Origin of the sequence: Streptomyces uncialis, assembly GCF_036250755.1 — a bacterium.
In the GTDB taxonomy this organism is placed as follows: domain Bacteria; phylum Actinomycetota; class Actinomycetes; order Streptomycetales; family Streptomycetaceae; genus Streptomyces; species Streptomyces uncialis.
The window spans coordinates 2,079,618-2,100,656 of the sequence record NZ_CP109583.1; the positions used below are offsets into that span (position 1 = coordinate 2,079,618).

Below are 21,039 nucleotides of genomic sequence, written 5' to 3' on the forward strand. Positions count from 1 at the left end.
ACGGCGTCCCTCCCTGTGAATCAGCAGGCCGAGTCGGAGCGGGCGACCAGGCGCGTCCCACCCCCACCAGCCCCGGGGAGAATCTGGGGAGTTTCCACGGGCACGTCACTCTCTCCCGCTCCCCAGGACTCCGTCGATGACGGTGCGCCCCCTGGCTCCCGCTTCCGGCATGAAGTGAGCGCAGTAGCTCAGCGTGACGGTCGGCGAGGAATGCCCGAGCCATCGCGCCAGGGTCACCACGGACTCCCCCGCCTCCAGCATGACCGAGGCACAGGTGTGCCGCAGTACATGGAAGCCATCCCTTGGCGCCGCCTCCCACTGCCACGCCTTCGCCCCTTCATGACGCGGCTCGATGACACCCGCCTTGGCCAGCGCCGACTTCCACGTACAGGTGTTCCACGTATTCACGGCGATGGCATTGCCGAACCGCGTGGTGAGCAGGGGCGCGAACTTCCGGCGCGGCCTGTCGGCTCCGGGGCTTCCCCACGGCAGCTCCACTTCCACAGGCGGAAACGTCCCGATGTGCCGCTTCACCTCCTCCGCCACTGAGGGCGGCATGTCGACGGTGCGCGTCTTCGCGCCCTTGGGAAGGGCGAAATACAGCTTCCCGTTGAGCGACTGCACTTGGCGGCGGACGTGCAGCACGCCCTTCTCGTAGTCGATGTCCGCGTGGCTGAGCCCGAAGACCTCACCCTGCCGAAGCCCGCACCCCAGCCCCAGCACGACGGCGATCCGGTTCCGAGGACTGATGACGTCGGGCGCTTCGGGCCATCGCACAGAACTGGCATGCATGGGGTTCGGGGCGAGCCGTTTGTCGTCGACAGCCGCTTCAAGAATGCTGGACAACTCGGACTGGATTCCGCGCTGATAGTCGACCGAAGAGACAGTCGCCTCCAGCGTCACCGTGTACGCGCGCAACACCGCCGACGTGATGTTCTTGAGCGGCTGGCCCCCCAGATGCGGAATGATATGGAGCCTGGCCCGGCGCTCCTGATTCTCCTGGGTCTTCGGCGCCCCACCTCGACCCGGCGCCCAGTGCATCCGGATGTAGTCGGCCAGAGTGATGGACCCGTCACGCGGGTCCACGAACTCTCCGCGCTCCTCGTCGGTGGCGGACCGGCGAAGCCATGCCTTCGCGTCTTCCAGCGTGTCGAAGGACCGATCCCGGACCCCTGTGACACCAGCGACTCTGTATCGCTTGCCGGTTCCCGTAGAGCGTGGTCTTCTCACGCCTACCCGTTGCAGGATCCTTCTTCTTCTTGATCCAGCGGTCCTCTGTGCAGCCGGGCAAATATCTCCTTCGAAAGGAAACGGGGGACGACGACCGGTCAGGCGACCGCTGTGCCGCCGGATCGGTACTGACGGGGGCCTGCAAGGGACTCAATGCCGTGGTGGAGCGCGAGTCGGCCTGTTCCTGTTCACGGACCCAGGCGTCCAGGGATTCCCGCCGAGACCGCCGAGCGGGTCGACACCTCCACCGGGGAGATCACCGCACCGAGGGTGGGGACGCTGGCGGCTATGTGGGAGGCGATCGAGGCGGCGGTGGCCGCGATGGTCGAGCTTGCGCCGCCGCTGGACTCCGACGCCGACGAGGCGTGGCGTGGCGTCGGATGCTGGTGTCCCGGTTCTCCACGGTGCTGCCGTTCCTGAAGCTGCTGCTGGACGTCGTCGACTTCGGCGCGACCGCCGAGGGCGAGCCGGTGCTGCGGGCGCTGAAGTCGCTGCTGGGCCTGCTGGGCCTGCTGGGCCTGCTGGGCCTGCTGGGCCTGCTGGGCCTGCTGGGCCTGCTGGGCCGCAAGAACGTCGGCGAGGCGGAGATCGACACCGCTCTGCTGGCCGGGTCGTGGAAGCGCCTGGTGCTGGTCGCGCCGCATCTGGAGCCGGGTGAGTGTTCAGGCGAGGCCGGCGGAGGCGTTGTCGTCCCAGCCGTCGTCGCGCTGCATGTAGCCGAGCATCGAGCGGGAGTGGCGGGCCCAGCCGCCCTGGTCGGCGATGGCGATGGCGTCGCGGCCCTTGCGGCGGGCGACGGAGGCCAGGCCGATGCGCAGGGAGTGCCCGGTCCAGGCGATCGGCACCCCGGCCCGCTTCGAGATCCGCTTGATGGCGCGGGTGACGGAGTCGGGCACCATGCCGCCGGTGACGTGGCCCCACCGGTCGATGCCGACGAACGCGGGCGTCGACGGGTCGGCCCACCGCGGGCCGTGCTCGTCGGCCAGCCGGGTGCGGTAGGCGGTCCAGGCCCTCACCGGGCAGATCGCCGGGTCGTCGGCGTAGCGGATCTTGGCGTTGCGCACCGAGCGCTTGGTCCTGCCGGTGAGCACGGCGACGACCAGGCCGCGCGGGTGCAGGGTGACGTCGCCGGTCAGCAGTCCGGCTGGGTCCTGGCTGCGGCTGGCGTAGTGGAAGCCGGTGAGGGTGAGCGCCTTGTCCCGGTCGCCGGTGAGGGTGTCGGGGCAGGCGCGGGCGACGGCGCGCAGTCCGTCGATGTCGGCACCGGACGCCTGCCCGCGGCCGCGCCGCTCCCCGGCCTGCGGGAGCTTGACCGCCAGTCCTTGCAGCGCGGCGCGGGCGGCGGCCTGGTCGTCGCCGGACACCGTCATACCGCGCTCGCGCAGCCCGACGACGGCGGCCGCGAGATGGGTGGACGCCGAACTGGGTGCGTAGCCCTTGCCGTTCTGCTGGCCCTCGCGCAGCATCCACGTCACGAACGCCACCAGGGAGCCCCGGGTGGCCTCCGGTCCGGGCAGACGGGCGGCGGCGCAGAACCGTTCCCACACCCGCCAGCTCTTGTTGTAGGTGTCGACGGTGTTGTCCGGGGTGATCGCCTTCTCGACGGCGTCGGCCAGGTCCTCGGCGTCGGCCAGGCGCCGGGCGGCGTCGACGCCGTGGCGTTCGGCCCACCGCTCGATGAGCGCCTGGCGCTCGGCGGCCGGCGAGTCCGGCACCTCCGGCGCGGCGACGTCGCCGGAGGCCGCCGTCTCGGCCGTGACCGTCACTTCGTCACTCCCTCCGTCTGGTGGCCGTGGGCGGCCAGCCACCGGCCGACCACCTCCATCCGCTGCTTGGCCTGCTCCCACGCCTCCCGGGGGCCGCGCCCGAACATCGCGTCCTGCCCGGCCTTGATGGCGTCCTGCTGGGCCGAGCCGTAGACGAACTGCGGGGTGTTGCCCTCCAGCCGTCCGTGCTCCTCCCGCGCGGTGTGCTCGGCGGCCGCCGCCTCGACCAGGGCGGGGTGCCCGTCCTCGGCGGCGTTCGCGGCGACGCCGTGCAGGTGGTGGGCGATGGACGCCCGGGCGGTCGCGTCGTCGCCGTCGTCCACCCCCGTCACCGGCCCTCCTCCGGGACACGGACGACGGCGAACTTGAGCGGCTGGCCCCCGGTGGGATCCTGCTCGGCGGCGAGCAGCGCCGTGGCCATGTCGTACTCGCTGATGGTCGGCCTGCCGGTGTGCGCGCGATCCCGGGTGCCGGCCGCGAGCAGCTGCTGGATGAGCGGCTCGTCGTCGGGCGCGCTCGCCCGCTCCGGGTACGCGGTCCCCCGGCACAGTTCCTCGACGTGGCGCAGCAGGGCGTAGTACTCGTGTGTGTGCGTCGGGCCCTGGACGCCCGGGCGGGGCATCCCCACACCCAGCGACCGGCGGTGGGCCGCGCCTTCGGCGATCGCGGGGCCCAGGGTGCCCTCCCGGCAGGAGGCGATGGCCCGCGCGGCCCAGGCCCGTTGCGAGGTCGAACGGTGGCAGTCGATCTTGCGGTTGCGCATGTCGACGTAGCGGTACCCGGCGAGGGCGGTGTCGAGGTGGGCGCGCATCTCTTCCTGCCGGGGGCCGTCCGCCCACATCGCGATCCACCGGGCGCCGGTGTCGTGGTGCAGCCCCACCTCGGCGCCGGTGACCTCGGACAGGTGCCGGGCCAGGAGCGCGGCCTGCCTGCTGCGGCTCATCGGGGTGAGTCCTTCTCCAGCGACTCCTCGGCCGCGCCGGAGTCGGCGTGCTGGTGCGCCGCGGCCAGGGCAGTCGCCCGGCTGTACAGGTAGGGACTGGTTCCGGTGAAGCGGGCGTGCTGCCAGGAGCTGCCGTCCCGGTGACGGGCCTGCGCGGTTGCCTCGAAGTCGGCCCAGCGGTCAGCGTTTCCGGGGTCGCGGGCGACGACGTACTCGCCGATGGGCTGCCCGCTCTGCCGCGGCCCGGGGATGCGGTACTCGAAGACGAAGTCCGTCGCCTGGGAGGTCGACGCCTTCCCCTTCTCTTCCCACCGGCGGAAGCCTTCTTCGTCGTCAGCGTCGTCGAAGCGGACCGTGTGCCAGCGTTCCGTGGCGAATCCGTCGACGTCCTTCCACCGGGAGGCGACTTCGGCAAGCCGGTTCCAAGCGCTGCGGATGTCCTGGATACGGTCCAGTTGCTTGTGTGCGTCCTGTTGCGCCGTGGCCACGACCTCGTCGCGGAACTGGTAGGTGAGGGCGCCGGTGAAGCCGGGCACCAGGGTGCGCAGGGCGGCGTCGGTCCGGTACTCCTCGGTGCCGGGTTGCAGGGGCGGACCGTTGAGCACGCCCATGAGGAAGTCGGTGAGCGCGTCCACGTCCTCCTGGGTGACGTCAACGGCGTAGCGCAGGGGCTCGGTGGCCATGCGGTGGGTTCCCTCCCTGGTTCCGCCGCGCCGGGCGATCGGTCGTCATGTCCCGTTCTGTCGAGTCGGATAAAAAAAGATTATCCGACTCGACCAGTCCGGATGGAGAGTTCCGGGATACGGGCAGCGGCTGTCCGCGCTCCCGGCGAGGACGCTCCCGGCGAGGATGGCCCCGGACCGGCCTCGGACGAGGAACCGGCGGAGCAGAGGCAACGCACGAGCGGCGAGCACCTGATCACGGACGAGGAGACGGAGTATCGCGGAGGGTTTCCTCTCGGAGGCCCCCTGGCTGGGGGACGTGCGGTGGGGGACGTGCGGTGGCGGCGCACCGTGATCGGCGCGGAGGCGGCCCATCTCCAAGACTTCGACGGGGTCATCCCCGAGGACTCCATCCTGGCTCCGGGCCAGAGGTGGTCGTGGACGGTCTCCTTCTCGGATCCCGCCGGGGCCGAGAAGGCCCTCACCCACGAGCAGGTGCTCGACGGGCTCGCCCGCGTCGTCCACGGCGAGCACGAGGGCCCCGAGGGCCCCGAGGGCTGGTTCTTGCTGGGCGTGAGGAACTGGTTCACGCAGCCGTCCGACACCCGCCGAACCCAATCGCTCACCGCCTCCCAGCGCTCGCGGGTCTGCCAGTTCGCCCGCTACGGCCGGACCGACTTCCCGGCGGAGGAGGAGAAGTCCCTGTTCGGCCGGGAGCAGGACGCCGACGGCACTCCGGCGGACGCTGACGCTCCTGCGGAGTGACACCGCCGGGTGGCTCGGCAGCTTTTGACGCGCCCGCCACCCGTCGCCCCGGGCCTCGCCCGGTCTCCGCGTGCCGCCGGCGCTCTGCCCGCTCGTCCACCAGCGGGAGGAGGACCCCATGGAGGACCTGGCGGAGGAAGAGGCGCGGGGCAGCGGGCCGGTTGCCCCCGTTGGGTCCAACGGGGGCAACCGGCGCTGATCAGCTCAGCATCCTGACCGGGTCAGTCATCGGCGGGTACCTGCTGGGCCGTTCCGGGCAGGCCGTGGGGCCGCGCGCATGTGCGGGCACAGGAGCGGCTTGCGGCCGTCCCCGAACTGCACGCCGGTGTTCCGGCTCGTCCTCCGGAAGAACACCTCGCCCATGGCCTTCTGGACCGTTGTGGTCCACGCGTAGTCCTCACGGCCGCGCAGGGCGTAGCGCAGCATCCGTCCCGCGTAGCCGCGGCCCTGGTACTCGTCGGTGACGCGGACCGCGATGACGAAGTCGGTGCGGCACGCCTCGCAGACCTGCCGGTCGAGCCAGGCGAAGTCGTACCCGTCGACGCGGGTCACTCGCATCTGTTCGCGGCCGGCGGGCTGCGCGGGCGGGAGGTAGTGCCAGTCCTCGCCGGGCACTTCTCGCCCCGGCCACCGCCGCAGCCACCTCATCCCGGCTGTCCGGCACGGGGGAGGGCGTCCTGCGCGGCGTGCCACGGGTAGGCGTCCCAAGGTTCTCCTCGCCACAGATAACAGTGCTCGTCAGGACGGGGAACGGGCGCGCTCTCCCTGGTCGGTATTCACCTTGTTGCAGATAGCAGGGCAGTTATCTGGGGGAAGACATCGGACAGGTCCGGCCGCCGACGCTCCGTCAGCCGCCGACCAGCGGCGATCGAGGCTCAGCGCCAGTTTTCGTCCGATGTTCCTCCCCTCCCCCCCCGAATCGCAGACCGGAGCCGTGCTGGTGGCGGGGAGCCAGCCCTCGCCACCTCCTTCGGGGAGCGAAAGTCATTTGCGGGGCCGCCGCCCGGCCGGACAGGGTGGACGCAAATATGTAAGGCATACTCAAGGGGAACCATGCGCAAGACCATGCTCACCGCCGCCCTTGCAGCGGCCACGCTGATGGTGCCGGCGCTCGCGGGCACGGCCCAGGCCGCCCCGGCGTCCGGCTGGCACTGCAAGACATCGAGCAAGACCGTTGACCATCCTGGATCGACCGCCGTGTGGGACGACTTCGACTTCAAGGTCAAGACCTGCGCGAAGCGTTCCGGCGGCACCATCTACGCCAAGGCGACCGTGGACATCGACGGCCCGCCCGGTTTCTACGGCTACAGCGTGGTCAATTCGGCTCGCGCGCTGGTGCAGGTCAAGCGCAGCGTCAGCGGTCCCGACCCTGTGTCGAAGCACAAGTACGGGCCCGGCCTGGGCAGCAAGATGAACAACCTCAACACCAGTGGGAATGCCTTGTATACGAGCCCCACGGTCTCCCACAAGGCCGGCGCCGGCTCCAGCTACTACGGTGACTCAGTGCTCCAGATCGACTGGAAGGACGACGGCAAGGGGCTGAGGAGCTACGCCTTCTCAGCCTCCCCGCGGGTCTGACGCACGAGTGGTGGCGCCACCACTCCGTTCCGAGTAACCCAAGGTCGCGCGCGCTCGGAGACGAGAGGCCCGGCAGTGTCACCTTTGCGGTGACACTGCCGGGCCTTCTTGCTTCGGGCGGCCGACGCCGTGTCCACGAACTTCAGATACCGCGACCCCTGAGGCGCGTCCGTGGGATTCGGCGGGCAGTGCCCACGGCACGCCGCGCAGCGGTGAGCTCCCGAGCGGCCGTAGGGCCTTGCTGCCGCCAAATCCCGGTCCGATCCTCCCCAAGGGCCGACTTGTTGAACGGAGCTCAGGACGGCTGAGCCGAGTCCGGCGTTCTCCTCGGTGGTGCCCGTGAGCGCGGCGACGGTCAGGGCGGGCAGACTCAGCTTGACGTCTGTCTGATGAGGTCTGTACGGGCTCGAACTCGCCAGACAGACGAAAAGCTGAAGCCGCGTCAGGCGCAGGGAATCGGGCCCCGTGATCGTCGACTGCGCATCTGGCGGACTTCGTCACGGGAGGGGAACGTCGGTCGCGCAGTGCGGTGACGTTCGCGCATCATCGGTCTGTGTTTCCGGTCGGGGGCGCCGTCAGCGGCGCAGATGGCTTTTCGTGGGCGCGGCGAGTGCCGTGCTGGTGCTGGTGCTGGTGCTGGTGCTGGTGCTGGTGCTGGTGCTGGTGCTGGTGCTGGCCAGCGTGGTCTACGCGGTCTGGCAGATCGCTTACGGAGGGCTGGCGGGTGGCGATGCAGCCGGCGTGCTCGGTGTTCCTACGGGAGCGGCCCGTCTGACCGTAGCGCTCATGGCGCTGCGAAGGCCGGTGGAGGGTGTCGACGCGGAGCTCGCGAGCAGCCGGGCCAAAACGCTGGAGCGGCAGGTCGCCGACGGCGAGGGCAGAGTACGTCGGGAGCTGCTGGGCGACGACTCCCAGCACATCGACCTGCGCTACGTCCTGCAGCCCGCTCCGGCTCGCGACGCGACGGCCCTGCCCGCCGGGCAGATCCATGCCGGGGAGCACCCGTCGCCGGGAGAGGGGTCGCTGCCGGACATGCTGGCCTGCTACCGCGCCACCCGCCCCGCCAGGCTCGTCCTCACCGGCCCGGCCGGAGCGGGCAAGGCAACTCGACTGCGAGCACCGCAAAGCACTCCAGTTCGCGTAACGGCAGATCAGGACCGATCCAGGCCGTCACTCCGCACCGTCCTGCTCCGACGCTGCCAGGCGCCGCCGGTCAGCAGACGTACCGGGGGCGCCTCATCAGGAAGCTCGGATTTCGTGGCTCACGGCGTGGAGATAGTCGTCGATGGCTCGGTGATTCTTCGTGAGGCATTCGATCTTCTCTGCCATCCGGTCGCGTTCGCGTTCGAGTGTCGCAATCATGTCCGGGGTGACGTACGGCAGGTGTATCGCCTGCGGACTGTCCAAGCAAGGAAGGATCTGCTTGATGATCCGCGTCGGCAGGCCGACATCGAGCAAGCCCCGGACCTGCCGCACCCGATCGACAACGTAGTCCTCGTAGTGCCGGTACCCGTTAGGGAGCCGTTCGGACTCGATCAACTCTTGTTCCTCGTAGTAACGGAGCATCCGCACCGGTGTGTCCGTGCGCTGAGAAAGCTCCCCGATCTGCATCCCCCCACCCCTCGCGTCTGGGCTGCGATGCAACCGCACTTGACCCTCACATCAATGTCACACATTGATGATGACGATATGACACGAACGGATACATCACCACGCCCTCCGGCCGCTGAGACGCGGTTCCCCATCGCGGGTCTGCTGGCGCTGGCTGCCACAGGGTTCATCACGCTCCTGACCGAGACGATGCCCGCCGGGATGCTGTCGCAGATGAGCCGCGACCTGGAAGTGAGTGAGGCGGCTGCGGGGCAGAGCGTCACGGTCTTCGCGATCGGGGCGATTCTCGCGGCGGTCCCTCTGACGAGAGCTACGATCGGCTGGCGACGCAAGCACCTGCTGCTGTTCGCGATCTCGGGGTTCGCGATCGCCAACACTGTCACCGCCTTCTCCGACAGTTTCGCGCTCACCCTGGCCGCGCGGTTCCTCGGCGGCATCGTCGGCGGCATGCTCTGGGCGCTCCTTGCCGGATACGCTCGGCGGATGGTTCCCGCGCACCAGCGCGGCAAGGCCATGGCCATCGCCATGGCGGGCGGGACCGTCGCACTGTCCGTCGGGGTCCCCGCAGCAGCGTTCCTCGCCAAGGCCGTCGAATGGCGATTCGCATTCGGGATCATCACGCTGGTGACTCTCGCACTGCTCGTATGGGTGATCGCCAGCGTTCCGAACTTCCCCGGCCAATCCAAGGGCGCACGACTGCCGCTGCTCCACACGTTCCGCCTGCCCGGGGTCGCCCCGATCCTCGTCGTGACGTTGACGTTCGTGTTCGCGCACAACATCCTCTTCACCTACATCGCCCCATTCCTGGCCCCGCTCGGCATGGCAGGTCAGGTCGATTCGGTGCTACTCACCTTCGGTCTGGTCTCACTCGTGAGCATCTGGCTCACCGGCGTACTCATCGACCGGCACCTGCGCACGCTCATGATTCTCGCCTGCACGCTCCTGGCAACAGCCGCTCTCATCCTGAGTGTTTTCTCCAGCACCTCCGCCCTCGTGTACGCCAGCGCAGCCCTGTGGGGACTCGCGTACGGCGGTGCCTCAACCCTGCTGCAAACCGCGATCGCTGACGCCGCGGGGGCGGCAGGCGACGTCGCACAAGCACTCCTCACCACATGCTGGAACATCGGGATCGCCGCAGGCGGGATCATCGGCGGTATCACCCTCAACGTGCTGGGACCTCCCTCCCTGGGCTGGATCACACTCGCGCTCCTGCTCCCCACACTCGCCATCGTCATCGGCACACGTCGACACGGATTCACCAGCCGCACATTCGAACACGAGACCACCTCCGCACCGGATGCGTGACCATCAGACACCCGAGAACGGCGCGCAGGCGTAATCAGTGGCGTCTCCTCTTGCATCCGTTGCCAGGGTCGACCCCGCTACGCGGGGATGATCCGCCCTGTTTCGTCATCTCCTACCCGGACCCGGTGTCGGCCCCGCTACGCGGGGATAGTCCCGTGATCCGGCCGGTGCGCTCGTACTGCGTGCAGTCGGCTCCGGGAGCACCACACCCGCCTCCAGCCGTCGGCCCCGCTGTGCGCAGCACTCCTGGCAGTCCCTGGCCGCTCGGCTCGGCGCCGCCGCTGGGTCTCCGCCGCCGGGCGGTGCGGCGGACACAGGCCTCGGCTCCCGCCCTTGCGCTTGGCCTGCGGGGGCGGTGCGGCGTGGCTGGAAGTGCTGTCGGGGGTGTCTGCGGCAGCATGGCCGGGATGCTGTCGTCGCGTACGGAGGAGGACGTCATGCTGATGGCTCACCGCGAGACGCTCACCGGACTGGTCCGCGAGTACGAGGAACTGTCCCGCACCGCCGCGGCATGCCGCACTCCGGACATGCTGCGGCGGCTGGACGACGTCGCCTACACCCTGTGCGTGTCCACCGGCACCCGCGATGCCGACGACGCACTCCTGGCCGCCCGTCACCAACTCCGCGACGCCCACCCCGGGGGCGGTTCCACGCGCGTCGGCTGAGGGGAAATTGCACAGGCCGGGACCGTCGAACCGGTCACGGCCCAGGTGGGCGCATGCGGCGACGGCGGGCCGGCGAGGGGGGCGGACGGTTCCGGCCGGTGTCGGTCGCCGCGGATCTGGAACGGGTCGCCGTTCAGGACGCGCCGGCTGCGGGAGAATTGCATGCTCAGGCCGCCCTCACCGTCACCGCGGTCCGGCTCGTTACCCCGCCCTGACCGCAGGCTCGCCGGGACATGGCCCAGGAGCGGTCCGGGGCTGGAGAAGGAAGCACTCCAGGTCGGCAGGAGTTCGAGGGCAGCGGTCCCGGAGTGCTCCGCCGACTGGCTCTGGCGCAAGCGGGCGTCTTTACACCGACCGTGCCGCAGTCCAGGGTGACGACGCCGCTGTGGTCCCCCGGCGCGTAGCCGGGCGATCTCCGTGTCGGTCTCCGCGACGGCGCCGGGCGCGGTCTCCAGCGGACCACGCCGGCCGCAACCTTCTCGGCGGTCAGCGCGAGGTCGAGCCGCTTGTCCATGTCGAGCCGATAAGTACTGGAGCTAGACTCCAGACCGGTCCCGGGGCCTATGTCCCGTCCGCCGCTCACCAGGGCCGACGGGGGCTTAGCACCAGTTTTCGTTCCGATGTATCAACCCCCAAACGCGATTACAGGAACCGCGTCAGCACCCTCCCCGGCGCTCCAGCCAGACCATGGTCGTTCTCACCGGCACCTTCTGTCCTGGTAGTGCGCATGCCCGGCACAGGTCGCGTCCACGCCGCTCGGGCAGCGGCGTGGACGCGCTGCCGCGTCAGGGCCCGTCGATCAGTTTCTGTATCTCCGGGGGGAGCTTGTCGCCTGAGTAGGCGGCCACGAGGGCGGCGTCGCCGGGGCTGTCACCGACGGCGACGGCCACGTCGGGAGAGATGCCGTCCACCGCGTAGGCGGTCGTCGTCTCCCCCGGTTCCTCGGCCTTGTCCCGGTCACCTGTGTCCTCACACACCGGGACGGTGGCGGAACCGAGCCTTCTTCCCGCCGTGAACTCCACGTTCGCGACGTCCCTGTAGGTGCGGTCCTGGTAGAGGACACGGTAGGCGCAGGATTCCGCCCGCCCGTCTCCGTCACCGCTGCTCTCCGATGTGCAGGCCGCAGCCAGCATCATCATCGCTGCCATGAGAGGCAGTGGCGTGGCTCGCCCCGACCGGCTCATTGTTCCTCCTCGTAGATGCTGCGGAGGGCCAGGACGTCTCCCTTGCCGAGGGTCCTGGCGATCGTCTTGCACGTGAACGAGTTCGTGTACATGGTGAGGTTCGAATGTCCCGAGCCCACGTGTCCCAGCCCGAAGACGTGCCCGGCCTCATGAGTACCGACGGAGCGGATGTCATATTTGTTCGAGCAGCTGCTGGTCGGCTTGTTCGTGAAGTCGTAGTCGTGGGTATTGAAACGGACGTCGGCCTCACGCAGATCATTCTTCACCCCGGGCATGGCCCAGGTGTATGAGCAGGTCGTCGCGACGACGCCGTTCTTGAGGTCGCCTGCGTCCCACACGCTCAGTTCGTCCTGGCCGGTGCACCGGCCGCTGTTGTTGATGCCCGCCTCACGGCTGGTATCGGCCAGGTAGTTCTGCTTGGCGCCTACCGTGTCGCTGTACCCGCAGTTGTTGTAGCTGTCGGTGATGTTGTTGATCGCGTCCATGAACGCCCATTTGGCGTTGTCACGGGACAGCCCGCCGGGCATTCCGCCGTCACCGACGTACCAGGTGTAGGTGCCGTACTCCTTGCGGTCAGCCGTCGAGTACGCGCCGTCGCTGCACGCCGAAGGTGCAGCGGCAGCGTCGACATCTGCCACTTCGGCGCCCTCCGCGGTGTCGGTGGGCTCGACGATGGTGTCCGGTTCTGCGGGCACTCCGGTCGCCGGGTCAGGGCTGGCGGAGCCGGGGCGGTCATTTCCGTCCGTCGAGGCGTCGATCACAGCGTCACCGAGGTCGTAGGAGACCGTGCCGCCGGTGCCGACCTCCACCGTGAACCCGTGCGACGCGCCGTCCGTGGTCAGCATGTCAATGGTGACGGCCATACCGGGTTCGGGCACCGTCACCCCCGTGCCGTCGTGAGTCACCACACGTCCGACCGCACCGCACAGGATCACGGACGAGCCGGCGGGCAGGTCGTAGATGGTGAGCTCGCCCTCGACGAGCTCGCAGACAGCCGGCCCCGGTACGGTCGCGTTCGCCGAGCTGCCCACCGCCGAAAGCGATGTCGCGAGAGCGAAGGCCATGATCGTCTTTCCTATGACTCCTGGGTTACGCCGAGCCACTTTCCACCCTCTGATTGCGTCCCGCATCGAGCGGGACATGATCAAAACGCGAAGGAAAGTAACAATCAGCTCATCGCAACCTCTCCTCATATCCAGCCAATGGAAGCCAGCGCCCGGATCCACCCACTCCGTGCGTTCAGGAACGGTTTCGGCTGTTCAAAGCAATGAGCTTGCGGCTTGGCGATGCGCCTTCCCTTGCACCCAGGACGGCGCACGCTTCGGACCCACTCAGCGGTGGCGGGTTCCGATTTTGCGGCACCATCGCTTCCAGCCCCCCGATATAGCTGGGAGCACCGAGGTTCCGGATCCGGGATAATTGAAGTATTTCAACAGGAGCAGTCGCGAATGGCCTGTTTTATCGTCAGCGACGGCAGCAACTGCGTTTTGACACGTTGAGGACCATTGCAGCACAGGCACAGCGCACGGCTTCGTCGCCGATCAGCCGGAAGAGGATGGGGCTGCACTCTTCAGTGCAGCCAACACCTCCAGTACACGCTCCAGTACACGCAGGTGTCCCGCACCGAGCCAGCAGCAAGCGCGGAAACCGGCTTCCCGGTGGGCAGGCCGTGCGGGCGCAACGCTCACGGCGGCGGGTACGCCGAGCCGCGGATCGAAGGCGGGGCGCCACTGGGTGGTCGGCAGCAGCCGGACTTCCTCCAGCCGTACCTCGACCTCGTCGATGCCGGTCCGTTCGCTGCCGGGCGCGTCGAGCACCGCGTCGGGGTTCTCCTCAAGCCACTCCAGCGCGCGGCGTGCGAGGCGGAGTGCGGCGAGCAGATCGCCCGGCCAGTAGGCCCTGGCCATGCGGAGGGTGTCCCTGCGGTGCTTCAGCCTGACCTCTGCCGGGCCTGTGAGTTTGTCCGGCTGTCCGGCCTGGCCGGCCTGTAGCTGCTGCTTGGCGCGTTCGGTGGGCGTGCAGGTGTGCCGGGACTCCTGGTGGAGCCGTTCCCCGACGGCGGCCAGGGCGGAGCGGTGGGCGGTGGCGAGGAGCCGGGACAGGGTCTGGTCCGGGTCCAGGAGGTCCGGTCTCGCTTCGCCAGGCCGGCGGGGTGCTCACAGGACGAGCATGAGCTTGCCGCCGGGTCGGCGGGACCGGCTGAGCTCGGCCGCTTCCTGGATCTGGTCGAGCGTGTAGGTACGTGCGACCGGTACGACCAGGATGCCTTCGCCGGCGAGCCGGGCGAACTCGTCCATCTGGTCGTAGCGGATCTCGGTGGTGGTCCGGACGCCCAGCTCGGCCGCGGCGGCGAAGTCCGAGACGGTGAGGACACGGTCGGGGTCCCCGGTCAGCTCGATCAGCGTCGGCAGTGAACCGCCGGCCGGGCTGGGCTGGTCGGCGCGGTCGATCCGGCCGCCGGTCGGCGCCGCGTCGAGGGCACGATCGATGCGGTCTCCGGACAGTGCTCTGACGCGTTCGGCCATGCCCTCGCCGTAGGCGGTCACCTGGGCGCCGATCTCTTCCAGAGCTGCTGCCCGGGTCTGCCCGGCGGTGGCTGTCACCCGGATACCCCGGTGCAGCGCGAAGCGCACCGCCGCCTCACCCACGGTGGTGCCCGCGCCGTGGACGAGCAGCAGCTCACCCGGCTGGACGCCGAGGTCTTCGAGCGCGCGCCACGCCGTCTCGGCCGCCATCGGCAGCGCGGCGGCCTGCTCGACGGTTACGCCGTCGGGGATACGTGCCCAGGCCGGCATCAGCGCGTTCTCGGCAGCACCGGCCGTCGGGCCGCGGCAGGCACCACGGCCTCCCGCCACCGCGCCCGTTCCCGCCCCGTTCACGGACAACTTTCAGCAGCCGGTCGAACTGCCGCATCCGCAGACCCGTGAACGTCTCCACCCACAACGGCTCAGCCCTCAGCACCCCACGCATACAGAAGAAAGGCCCGGAACAAAGGCTTCTGCAACACGCTCTATGACCAGGTGGATCGGTCGATGATGAAGAGCAGCCTTTCTCGGGCAGTTCGGGAGGCGTGGACGCCAAGCAGCAGGCGTGAACGTCGATGAGTTCGGACGGCACTCCGTGGCGCCGGCCGGAACGTCCGCCGTCGGCATCACGGCAGGTTAAGACAAAAACGCTGGCTACGCAGTTGGGTGGCACAGTGGTCCGGCTCCGCTGCCGACAGCAGGACCTCGGCTGGCGGGCGCGGTCGACGGGCGAGGGGCCGACGTGATCCCCCCTTTGAGGGCCCGGACGTGCGACCTGTCCACGGAGCAGTCGTCCAGGTCCAGCAGACCGGCACGGCGAAGCTCGGCCAGCAGGGCGGTATGCAGGCGCGGCCACACGCCGGCCTCGGTCCAGTCCCGCAGCCGGCGCCAGGCCGTCACCCCGGTGCAGCCCACGGTCTCGGCGGGGACGTCACGCCACGCGACACCCGTCCGCAGCACGTACATGATGCCGGCGAGTGCCGCTCGGTCAGGAACACGCAGCCGCCCAGGGTAGCGACGAACGCTCGCCAGCCTTCCTTCGTGGTCAGTGACATCCGCGGGTTGGCGATGTCTTCTGGCGGAGCCTCGCTCACAGGCGGCTCCCGTCGGTGAAGGCGTCGAATACGCCGAAAGGAATGACGTTCGACGTCTGCTCCGGGACGGTGGCCTCCTCCTCGGCGTCTTCCAAAGCTGGTGCCTGCGGCAGCGCAGGACGGACCGGGCGGGCTCCAGGGCGGCGCGGGTGCGCGCCGCGATACGGCGGCCCGGCCCGGTTTCCGCCCCCGTCGGCAACTGGTCGACTGCGGCGGCCACGGCGGCTTGGTTTGTGTCGTCCTGGCCCCGCATCGCGAGCAGGTCCCGGGCCCGGCGCCAGGTGAAGTCCGCGAACGGCGCGGAGACCAGGTGCCGGTGTGTCCACGGAACCGTGATCCACGCTCCGGCCCGCGACTGTCGAGCAGCCGCACTCGCGGCCGCCGGGAGCGTGCACCACGGGCGGCTCGATCCCGCGCAGCCGTGCGAACGGCACAGCCGGGGCGAGCGCGAAGGCGATCACCCCCACGAACAGGAGGGCGGATTCGGCACCCGAACGCCGGGCGGCGGCACTGTGTGTCCGCTGCCCGGCCCGGGGGATGCCGTCGGCAGGAGGAAGGCGGGTCAGAGCCGTCCGGCGATGAGGCGGGAGAGCGGGCCGAGGCGGCGGCGCTCCGACCGGCGGCCCAGGAGGTAGGCCCCGGTGAGCGCCGCGGCGGAGGCCACCGAGGCACCGCTGGTGACCGCCTTGCGGGCGCCGAGGACGGTCCACAGCCTGCCACCGGGGCCGACCGTGCCGCCCACGGCCCGGGTCGCGGCGTACGCCTTCTCCGCGATCGGGGCCGGCAGCGCCGTGAGGGCTCCGGTGGCCTTCTCCGTGGTGTCCGACGCGGCGCTCGCGGCACTCTTGGTGGCGGTACGCGTCGATCCGTTGCGGGTGTTGTTCTCGCTGGACTTCTGTGAAGCAGTCATGTCATTCGCCTGACCTCAAATCCGTCGGCCAAACCCGCTCACAGCAGCTTGCCCAGCGGTCCGAGGTCGATGTTGAGGTCCTCCGGCTCCAGTCCGAATCGGTCCCGGAGCACTCCCATCCGGTCCTCCAGGAGCATGAGGGTCGTCCCCAGCCGCTCCTCCTGCTCCTCCGTGAGATCACCGGACTCGACCCTGCGCAGCGCCTGGCGTTCCATCAGCTCGCGCAGCAGCTCGATGACGGTCAGGACCAGCCGCGCCAGGTCCCGTTCCACGGTGTCCGGTTCGAGTTCCACCCGGGTCCGGGTCATCGTGTCACCTGCTCCCACGGGGACGGCACGGTGTCGTCGATCGAGCTGATCAGCGCCTTGAGGTCGACGCGGACGAGGTCGATGTCGGCGATCCCCAGGGTGATGTCCCCGGCGAGGACGACCCCGCCCGCCAGCAGCCGGTCCAGCAGGTCGACCAGGGCCGTCTCCGGGCGCCCGTTCACCGGGACGCACCGGGGCCGGGGGCGACCTCGGGGTCGCCCTGGGTGACCTCGGGGCCGGTCCGGGTGGCCCCGGGGTCACCCTGGGCCGGTTCGGGGCCGCCCTGGGTGAACGAGTACGGCACCCAGGGCCCCGTCACCACCACGCGCAGCCCCTCGAAGGGCGTGTCGCGGTCCGGCACGGCGTCCAGGAACGTACGGCGCCGGCCGACGGGCACGAGGTAGGCGGCGTTGAGCACATTGCGGCCGGGGGCGTGCGAGAGCCGTGCCTGTTGGGGCGGGTGGAGCACCGCGCCGGTGGCGTGGGCGGACAGCAGGGTGTGCAGGCCGTCGGCGCTGCCGGAGGCCCGGACCGCGTCGCCCTCCCGGGCCTTGCGGCTCTCCAGTCTGCGGCGCAGGAAGTCACGTCCGGTGGAGGCGGTCCGGTCCGGTGCGGGCGGGGGCGAGGCGGACGGACCCGGTGCGGGCGGCGGCGACGCGGGGTCGGCGTACAGCTTGACGCCCCATTCCTCGTGTCCGGCGACCCGTTCGAGTGCTTCGTGGAGCCGATGGCGTCCGTTGTCCAGCAGTCGCCGTACCCCGGCCTCACCGCGGCAGACGGTGGCCAGCCGCAGCGGAACCGTCGTGGTGCGGTGTCCGACCGCCTCCACGACCGTGTGGTGCTCGCCCGCCACCGCGGCGACCCAGTCCAGGTCCTCCAGGTGTGCGCGCAGCGGCGCCTCGTCGAACTCACGGCTGTCGACCGGCCGGACGACAGCCGTGAGCCCCTGGTGCCCGACGAGCCGGAGCCCGTCCACGACCCCGTCGGTGAGCGGCGGGGAGCCCAGGGGCTCCAGGGCCGCGGCGTCCGACGGGACGACGGCGTACACGTACAGCAGGTTCTCGTGGCTCATGGCCGGGCCTCGGCTTCCAGTTCGGCCACGCGTCGGCGCAGGTCCTCGTTCTCGCGGTCCAGTTCGCCCTGCCGGGCGCGGGACGAGAGCGCGGGATCCTGCTCCCACCAGTCGATGCCCATCTCCTTGGCCCGTTCGACGGAGGCGACCACCAGGCGCAGCTTGATCGTGAGGAGTTCGATGTCGAGGAGGTTGATACGGATGTCCCCGGCGATGACGACGCCTTTGTCGAGGACGCGTTCGAGGATGTCCGCGAGGTTGGCACCCGAGTGGTCGTCGAAGGGGCGGGGCAGGTTCGAGGGCGTCGTCATGGCCGTGGGGTGTCTCCGTCCGGGTGCGGGGGACCGTCCTGGGCGGTGCCCAGGGCGGCCGGGGTGTCCGGCGCGCCCGGTCTGTCCGGCGTCCCCTGGCCGGTGCCGGTCCGGGGCGGGGGCGCGCCCTCCGGTCCGCCGGTCACGGTCCGCTCCCGGCGGCCAGCCGGTCCAGCAGCTCGTCCTCGCGCGCCTCGAACTCGTCCTCGGTCATCTCGCCCGCCTCGTACGCGGCGACGAGGTGCGCCAGTTCACGCTGGACCGTGGCCGGGTCGTAGTACTGCCGTTCCGCCTCCGTCACGACCTGCCGCAGCACCCACGCCGTGCCGCGGACCGGCGCGGCGGGCAGCAGAAGCACCTCGCTGAGCAGCCCCATCGGCTCATCCCTCCTCGGTGAAGCTGTACGCGGGCAGGGGTCCCGCCACCTGCACCAGCAGGTGCGCGTGCTCCTCGCTGAGGCGGTGCACCGCGGCCAGGAACTCCTCCCTGCGCTCCCGCTCCACCAGGAACGAGAGATTGGCGAGCCGGCCGCTGCCCGGCGGCCCCTGACGTGTTCCGGCGGCCCAGGGGGACAGTGTCTGTTCCACGAAGGCCGCGTCCTGACCCTCGCGCTGCGCGACCGCCCGCGCCACCAGTTCGCCGAAGGCCAGCTTCTCCGCCTGGTCGCCGCCTCCGGAGGCGCGGTTGGCGAGGTGCCGGGCCCGCAGCTCCGGGTCGCTTTCGAGGACCACGCGCAGGACGGTCTCCTCGTCATGGTCGACCTTGACGTTGAACTCGTCCTTGCCCTCCAGGAGTTCCAGACGGCGCAGATAGTGGGCCTGGTGCTCGTCGAGGACGGCGGCGACGGTGTCGTCGTCCGGGGACACCCCGCCGAACCGGAAGGGCAGCACCGGTCCGTCGGCCGCTGCTCCGGTGACCACCCGCTGATGGGCCAGCAGATCGCGCCGCCTGGGCTTCAGTTCCTGCGGCGCGTCGCTGACCAGGGCGCACAGCGCGCCACTGAGTACGGTCCTGACGGGCAGCGCGGGCTTGCCGATGCCCTCCAGTCCGGAGGGAAGGGGTTGCGCGGCGCGGGTGACGCCGTAGACATAGGTACTCATTCCTTCTCCTCGCTCCGGGAGGCGGTCCGCCTGCGCGGCTTGCTCTCGCTCTTCTCCTCGGAGCCGTCACCGCGGGCGTCGTGGAACGCGTCGGAGATCGACTGCGCGGCGCCGCTCAGGGCTCCTTTCGTCTTCTGCTTGGCACCTGACTCGGTCGCCTCGCCGACCAGTTCGGGCAGGCCGGGGTTCTTGCGCGGTCCGGCTTCCAGGTCGAGCCGGTTGCACGCCTCGGCGAACCTCAGATAGGTGTCCACACTGGCCACGACGACACGTATGTCGATCTTGAGGATCTCGATGCCGACCAGCGAGACCCGTACGAACGCGTCGATGACCAGACCTCGGTCCAGTACCAGTTCGAGGACGTCGTACAGGCCGCTGGAACCGCCGCCGGAGGCAGCGGGTGCGGTCTGGGCAGGAACTACAGTCATGAAGTCCGGTTCCCTCTCGTCTTGGGGACGGGTACGGGGAAGCCATGGATCAGCGGCGGTCCGCCCGGCCTCGCTCGTAGCGCCGGGTCCGCCGGTAGGCGATCAGATCCCCACGGCCGTCCAGCTCCACCTCGTACGAGGACAGCAGGCTCATCGTGTCGGGGATGCGCGGCAGTTCGAGGACCTCGACGGTCACCCGCCAGGTCCCTTCGGCGTCCCGCTCGCACGCGGTGACCGCCTCGGTGGGCTGCGCCAGCAGCTCCGCCAGTTGTTCCATCGCCGCGCGGATCACTCCGGCGGCCCTGATCGGCGGCCCTTCCCCGGCCGCGTCCTTGCTGTTCTCGGATTCCTTTGTCATGTCTTCCTCCCTGTAGCGCATGACCGGAGTGCTCGGCTTCAAACCAGGTACTCACAAGGCGAGTTGGGGCCGGGTCCGGGCCTCCCACGCTCACCGGCACCGGTCCGGCGCCCGCACCGGTCGACGTGTCCCGCGGTCCGTCCCTCGGTCCTCCCGTGGACGTCCCGCAGTCCTCCCCGCAGTCGTCCCGTGGTCATCCCGCGGCCATGGGAGGCCCCCTTCCGGGTACCCGAACGCTGACGCTCGGGCACCGGCACGCCCGATACCGGCACCCCGGACGCCGACGCACAGAACCCGACCCGCACCGCTCAGGTGAAGGAGTGATCGGATGTGATCGTCACCGTGGCAGTGGCACTGCTCCCGCTGCTGGGAGCACTGCTGGCGATGATGGCGTGGTGGGAGGACCGGCTCTTCCGGACCTCCGACACGACCGCTCGCTCCCCGGTCCACGGTCGTCCAGGGGTGGTCGGCGGCGGGGACGGGGTTCGACCGGGCCGATCTCGCCGGTCGCACCGGTCGCACACCCGCGCGCGGCGGCGTCACGCGGCGGGCAGGCGGATGACCTTCGTGTGAGCGGGGGTTGGCACCGAGCCGGATGCGGTGGTCGCGGCGGCGTGAGTGCGGGTGCGGGTGCGGTGCGGGATTCGGTGTCGTCGGCCGGGTCCGCGCGTCGTGATCGTTCACGTCGCGGTGCGCATCGGCCGGGCGGGCGGGAGCGGCTTCGTGAGCCTTGGTGCGGCCGGGCGGGAGCCGTCGCGGGGAGCGTGGCCGGATCAGACCCGTGCGCGGGCGCGTGCGCTGCGGGCGCGCCGGAAGTCGAGGTACGCCACCGTGATCACCACCGCGGGGACCACGGTGCACATCATCACCAACTGGGTACGCCCCTCGGTCAGCCCGAGCACAAGGCCGATGACCAAGGCGCCGCCGACGAACGCGAAGTACTGCCGGTAGGAGCGGAAGCCGCCGAAGGCCGTCGCGGTCGCGACGCCGCCCTCGTCGGGCTCCTCCTCGTCGAACGCGGCGCGCAGGGGGCTCGGGGCACCTTCGCGGCGTGCCTGGTTCCAGGCGAGGAACCAGCGGGCGACCACGTACAGGGCGAGGACGGCGAGGAGCGCCCACCACCCGTTGGCGTTGTCGGGCATCGTTCGGGCGAGTGTCATGGACCGCGTGTACCCCGCGCCGGACGGAGCACACGGTGGCGCGACGGAGCTCACGGTGGCGCGT

At 70.2% G+C, this 21,039-nt stretch carries 26 protein-coding genes and 3 pseudogenes; 6 read left to right on the forward strand and 23 right to left on the reverse strand.

Going from position 1 to position 21,039, the window contains the following annotated elements:
- Positions 1-105: 105 nt before the first annotated feature.
- Entirely contained in the window at positions 106-1,086 is a 981-nt protein-coding gene (locus tag OG711_RS08365) for a tyrosine-type recombinase/integrase (protein WP_329558934.1), read from the reverse strand.
- Positions 1,087-1,452: 366 nt separating this feature from the next.
- Here OG711_RS08365 and OG711_RS39085 point away from each other — a divergent pair.
- Positions 1,453-1,904 (forward strand): annotated as a pseudogene (locus tag OG711_RS39085) (hypothetical protein); the annotation flags it as partial.
- Here the strand turns inward: OG711_RS39085 and OG711_RS08375 are convergent.
- The 4 genes from OG711_RS08375 to OG711_RS08390 are packed head-to-tail and all read right to left on the reverse strand — an operon-like array spanning position 1,893 to position 4,622.
- A complete protein-coding gene (locus OG711_RS08375; RefSeq protein ID WP_329558936.1) occupies positions 1,893-2,996 on the reverse strand; it encodes a site-specific integrase in 1,104 nt (367 codons plus the stop codon). The pseudogene OG711_RS39085 and the gene OG711_RS08375 overlap by 12 nt on opposite strands.
- Complete coding sequence (locus tag OG711_RS08380; RefSeq protein ID WP_329558937.1) at positions 2,993-3,328, reverse strand: hypothetical protein; 336 nt, start codon at positions 3,326-3,328, stop codon at positions 2,993-2,995. The genes OG711_RS08375 and OG711_RS08380 overlap by 4 nt, the downstream gene beginning before the upstream one ends.
- Positions 3,325-3,939 (reverse strand): hypothetical protein, encoded by a 615-nt coding sequence (locus OG711_RS08385; protein ID WP_329558938.1) that lies wholly within the window; start codon positions 3,937-3,939, stop codon positions 3,325-3,327. The genes OG711_RS08380 and OG711_RS08385 overlap by 4 nt, the downstream gene beginning before the upstream one ends.
- Positions 3,936-4,622 (reverse strand): hypothetical protein, encoded by a 687-nt coding sequence (locus OG711_RS08390; RefSeq protein WP_329558939.1) that lies wholly within the window; start codon positions 4,620-4,622, stop codon positions 3,936-3,938. Before OG711_RS08390 ends, OG711_RS08385 begins: the two co-directional genes overlap by 4 nt.
- Before the next feature lie 303 nt (positions 4,623-4,925).
- Here OG711_RS08390 and OG711_RS08395 point away from each other — a divergent pair, with 303 nt between their 5' ends.
- Positions 4,926-5,366, forward strand: a complete 441-nt coding sequence (locus tag OG711_RS08395) for a hypothetical protein (protein ID WP_329558940.1) — start codon at positions 4,926-4,928, stop codon at positions 5,364-5,366.
- Between the two features lie 225 nt (positions 5,367-5,591).
- On the opposite strand, the gene OG711_RS08400 is transcribed toward OG711_RS08395, so the two are convergent.
- The gene (locus OG711_RS08400) at positions 5,592-6,014 is read right to left on the reverse strand and encodes a hypothetical protein (protein ID WP_329558941.1); all 423 of its coding nucleotides are present in this window, start codon (positions 6,012-6,014) and stop codon (positions 5,592-5,594) included.
- A gap of 405 nt (positions 6,015-6,419) precedes the next feature.
- Between OG711_RS08400 and OG711_RS08405 the strand changes: the two genes are divergently transcribed.
- Positions 6,420-6,944: a hypothetical protein gene (locus OG711_RS08405; RefSeq protein WP_073790062.1), complete on the forward strand. Its 525-nt coding sequence runs from the start codon at positions 6,420-6,422 to the stop codon at positions 6,942-6,944.
- A gap of 1,239 nt (positions 6,945-8,183) precedes the next feature.
- On the opposite strand, the gene OG711_RS08410 is transcribed toward OG711_RS08405, so the two are convergent.
- Positions 8,184-8,555 (reverse strand): MerR family transcriptional regulator, encoded by a 372-nt coding sequence (locus OG711_RS08410; RefSeq protein ID WP_073790054.1) that lies wholly within the window; start codon positions 8,553-8,555, stop codon positions 8,184-8,186.
- Between the two features lie 78 nt (positions 8,556-8,633).
- Between OG711_RS08410 and OG711_RS08415 the strand changes: the two genes are divergently transcribed.
- Together OG711_RS08415 and OG711_RS08420 are read left to right on the forward strand one after the other, a co-directional pair.
- The gene (locus tag OG711_RS08415) at positions 8,634-9,860 is read left to right on the forward strand and encodes an MFS transporter (RefSeq protein ID WP_329558942.1); all 1,227 of its coding nucleotides are present in this window, start codon (positions 8,634-8,636) and stop codon (positions 9,858-9,860) included.
- 407 nt (positions 9,861-10,267) lie between these two features.
- Positions 10,268-10,525, forward strand: coding sequence for a DUF5133 domain-containing protein (locus OG711_RS08420; protein ID WP_329558943.1), 258 nt, complete (start codon positions 10,268-10,270; stop codon positions 10,523-10,525).
- 785 nt (positions 10,526-11,310) lie between these two features.
- On the opposite strand, the gene OG711_RS08425 is transcribed toward OG711_RS08420, so the two are convergent.
- The 15 genes and pseudogenes from OG711_RS08425 to gvpO form a co-directional block, all read right to left on the reverse strand.
- Complete coding sequence (locus OG711_RS08425; protein WP_329558944.1) at positions 11,311-11,673, reverse strand: DUF6281 family protein; 363 nt, start codon at positions 11,671-11,673, stop codon at positions 11,311-11,313.
- A gap of 32 nt (positions 11,674-11,705) precedes the next feature.
- Positions 11,706-12,773, reverse strand: a complete 1,068-nt coding sequence (locus tag OG711_RS08430) for a matrixin family metalloprotease (RefSeq protein WP_329558945.1) — start codon at positions 12,771-12,773, stop codon at positions 11,706-11,708.
- Positions 12,774-13,250: 477 nt separating this feature from the next.
- Positions 13,251-13,616 carry a hypothetical protein gene (locus OG711_RS08435; protein ID WP_266506989.1) on the reverse strand — a complete coding sequence of 122 codons (366 nt, stop codon included), beginning with the start codon at positions 13,614-13,616 and terminating at the stop codon, positions 13,251-13,253.
- Between the two features lie 249 nt (positions 13,617-13,865).
- Positions 13,866-14,504 carry a zinc-binding dehydrogenase gene (locus tag OG711_RS08440; RefSeq protein WP_329558946.1) on the reverse strand — a complete coding sequence of 213 codons (639 nt, stop codon included), beginning with the start codon at positions 14,502-14,504 and terminating at the stop codon, positions 13,866-13,868.
- Between the two features lie 34 nt (positions 14,505-14,538).
- A pseudogene (locus OG711_RS08445) lies at positions 14,539-14,679 on the reverse strand (IS5/IS1182 family transposase); the annotation flags it as partial.
- 267 nt (positions 14,680-14,946) lie between these two features.
- Positions 14,947-15,251, reverse strand: a pseudogene (locus tag OG711_RS08450) (transposase); the annotation flags it as partial.
- A gap of 639 nt (positions 15,252-15,890) precedes the next feature.
- Positions 15,891-16,238, reverse strand: a complete 348-nt coding sequence (locus OG711_RS08455) for a hypothetical protein (protein WP_073790039.1) — start codon at positions 16,236-16,238, stop codon at positions 15,891-15,893.
- A 38-nt stretch (positions 16,239-16,276) separates the two neighbouring features.
- Positions 16,277-16,546: a gas vesicle protein K gene (locus tag OG711_RS08460; RefSeq protein WP_073790037.1), complete on the reverse strand. Its 270-nt coding sequence runs from the start codon at positions 16,544-16,546 to the stop codon at positions 16,277-16,279.
- Positions 16,543-16,728 (reverse strand): gas vesicle protein, encoded by a 186-nt coding sequence (locus OG711_RS08465; protein ID WP_073790035.1) that lies wholly within the window; start codon positions 16,726-16,728, stop codon positions 16,543-16,545. The genes OG711_RS08460 and OG711_RS08465 overlap by 4 nt, the downstream gene beginning before the upstream one ends.
- Positions 16,725-17,618 carry a GvpL/GvpF family gas vesicle protein gene (locus tag OG711_RS08470; protein ID WP_329558947.1) on the reverse strand — a complete coding sequence of 298 codons (894 nt, stop codon included), beginning with the start codon at positions 17,616-17,618 and terminating at the stop codon, positions 16,725-16,727. The genes OG711_RS08465 and OG711_RS08470 overlap by 4 nt, the downstream gene beginning before the upstream one ends.
- On the reverse strand, positions 17,615-17,929 hold the full coding sequence (locus tag OG711_RS08475) for a gas vesicle protein (RefSeq protein ID WP_073790030.1): 315 nt from the start codon (positions 17,927-17,929) through the stop codon (positions 17,615-17,617). Before OG711_RS08475 ends, OG711_RS08470 begins: the two co-directional genes overlap by 4 nt.
- A 142-nt stretch (positions 17,930-18,071) precedes the next feature.
- On the reverse strand, positions 18,072-18,305 hold the full coding sequence (locus OG711_RS08480; protein WP_073790028.1) for a gas vesicle protein GvpG: 234 nt from the start codon (positions 18,303-18,305) through the stop codon (positions 18,072-18,074).
- Positions 18,306-18,309: 4 nt separating this feature from the next.
- Positions 18,310-19,029: a GvpL/GvpF family gas vesicle protein gene (locus tag OG711_RS08485; protein ID WP_329558948.1), complete on the reverse strand. Its 720-nt coding sequence runs from the start codon at positions 19,027-19,029 to the stop codon at positions 18,310-18,312.
- Positions 19,026-19,457, reverse strand: coding sequence for a gas vesicle structural protein GvpA (locus tag OG711_RS08490; protein WP_329558949.1), 432 nt, complete (start codon positions 19,455-19,457; stop codon positions 19,026-19,028). The genes OG711_RS08485 and OG711_RS08490 overlap by 4 nt, the downstream gene beginning before the upstream one ends.
- 49 nt (positions 19,458-19,506) lie before the next feature.
- Positions 19,507-19,815: a gas vesicle protein GvpO gene (gvpO, locus tag OG711_RS08495; RefSeq protein ID WP_079184769.1), complete on the reverse strand. Its 309-nt coding sequence runs from the start codon at positions 19,813-19,815 to the stop codon at positions 19,507-19,509.
- Positions 19,816-20,145: 330 nt separating this feature from the next.
- On the opposite strand from gvpO, the gene OG711_RS08500 reads away from it, so the two are divergent.
- Positions 20,146-20,388 carry a hypothetical protein gene (locus tag OG711_RS08500; protein ID WP_329558950.1) on the forward strand — a complete coding sequence of 81 codons (243 nt, stop codon included), beginning with the start codon at positions 20,146-20,148 and terminating at the stop codon, positions 20,386-20,388.
- A gap of 200 nt (positions 20,389-20,588) precedes the next feature.
- Here OG711_RS08500 and OG711_RS08505 read toward each other — a convergent pair whose 3' ends face one another.
- Positions 20,589-20,975: a hypothetical protein gene (locus OG711_RS08505; protein WP_143201257.1), complete on the reverse strand. Its 387-nt coding sequence runs from the start codon at positions 20,973-20,975 to the stop codon at positions 20,589-20,591.
- Between the last annotated feature and the right edge of the window lie 64 nt (positions 20,976-21,039).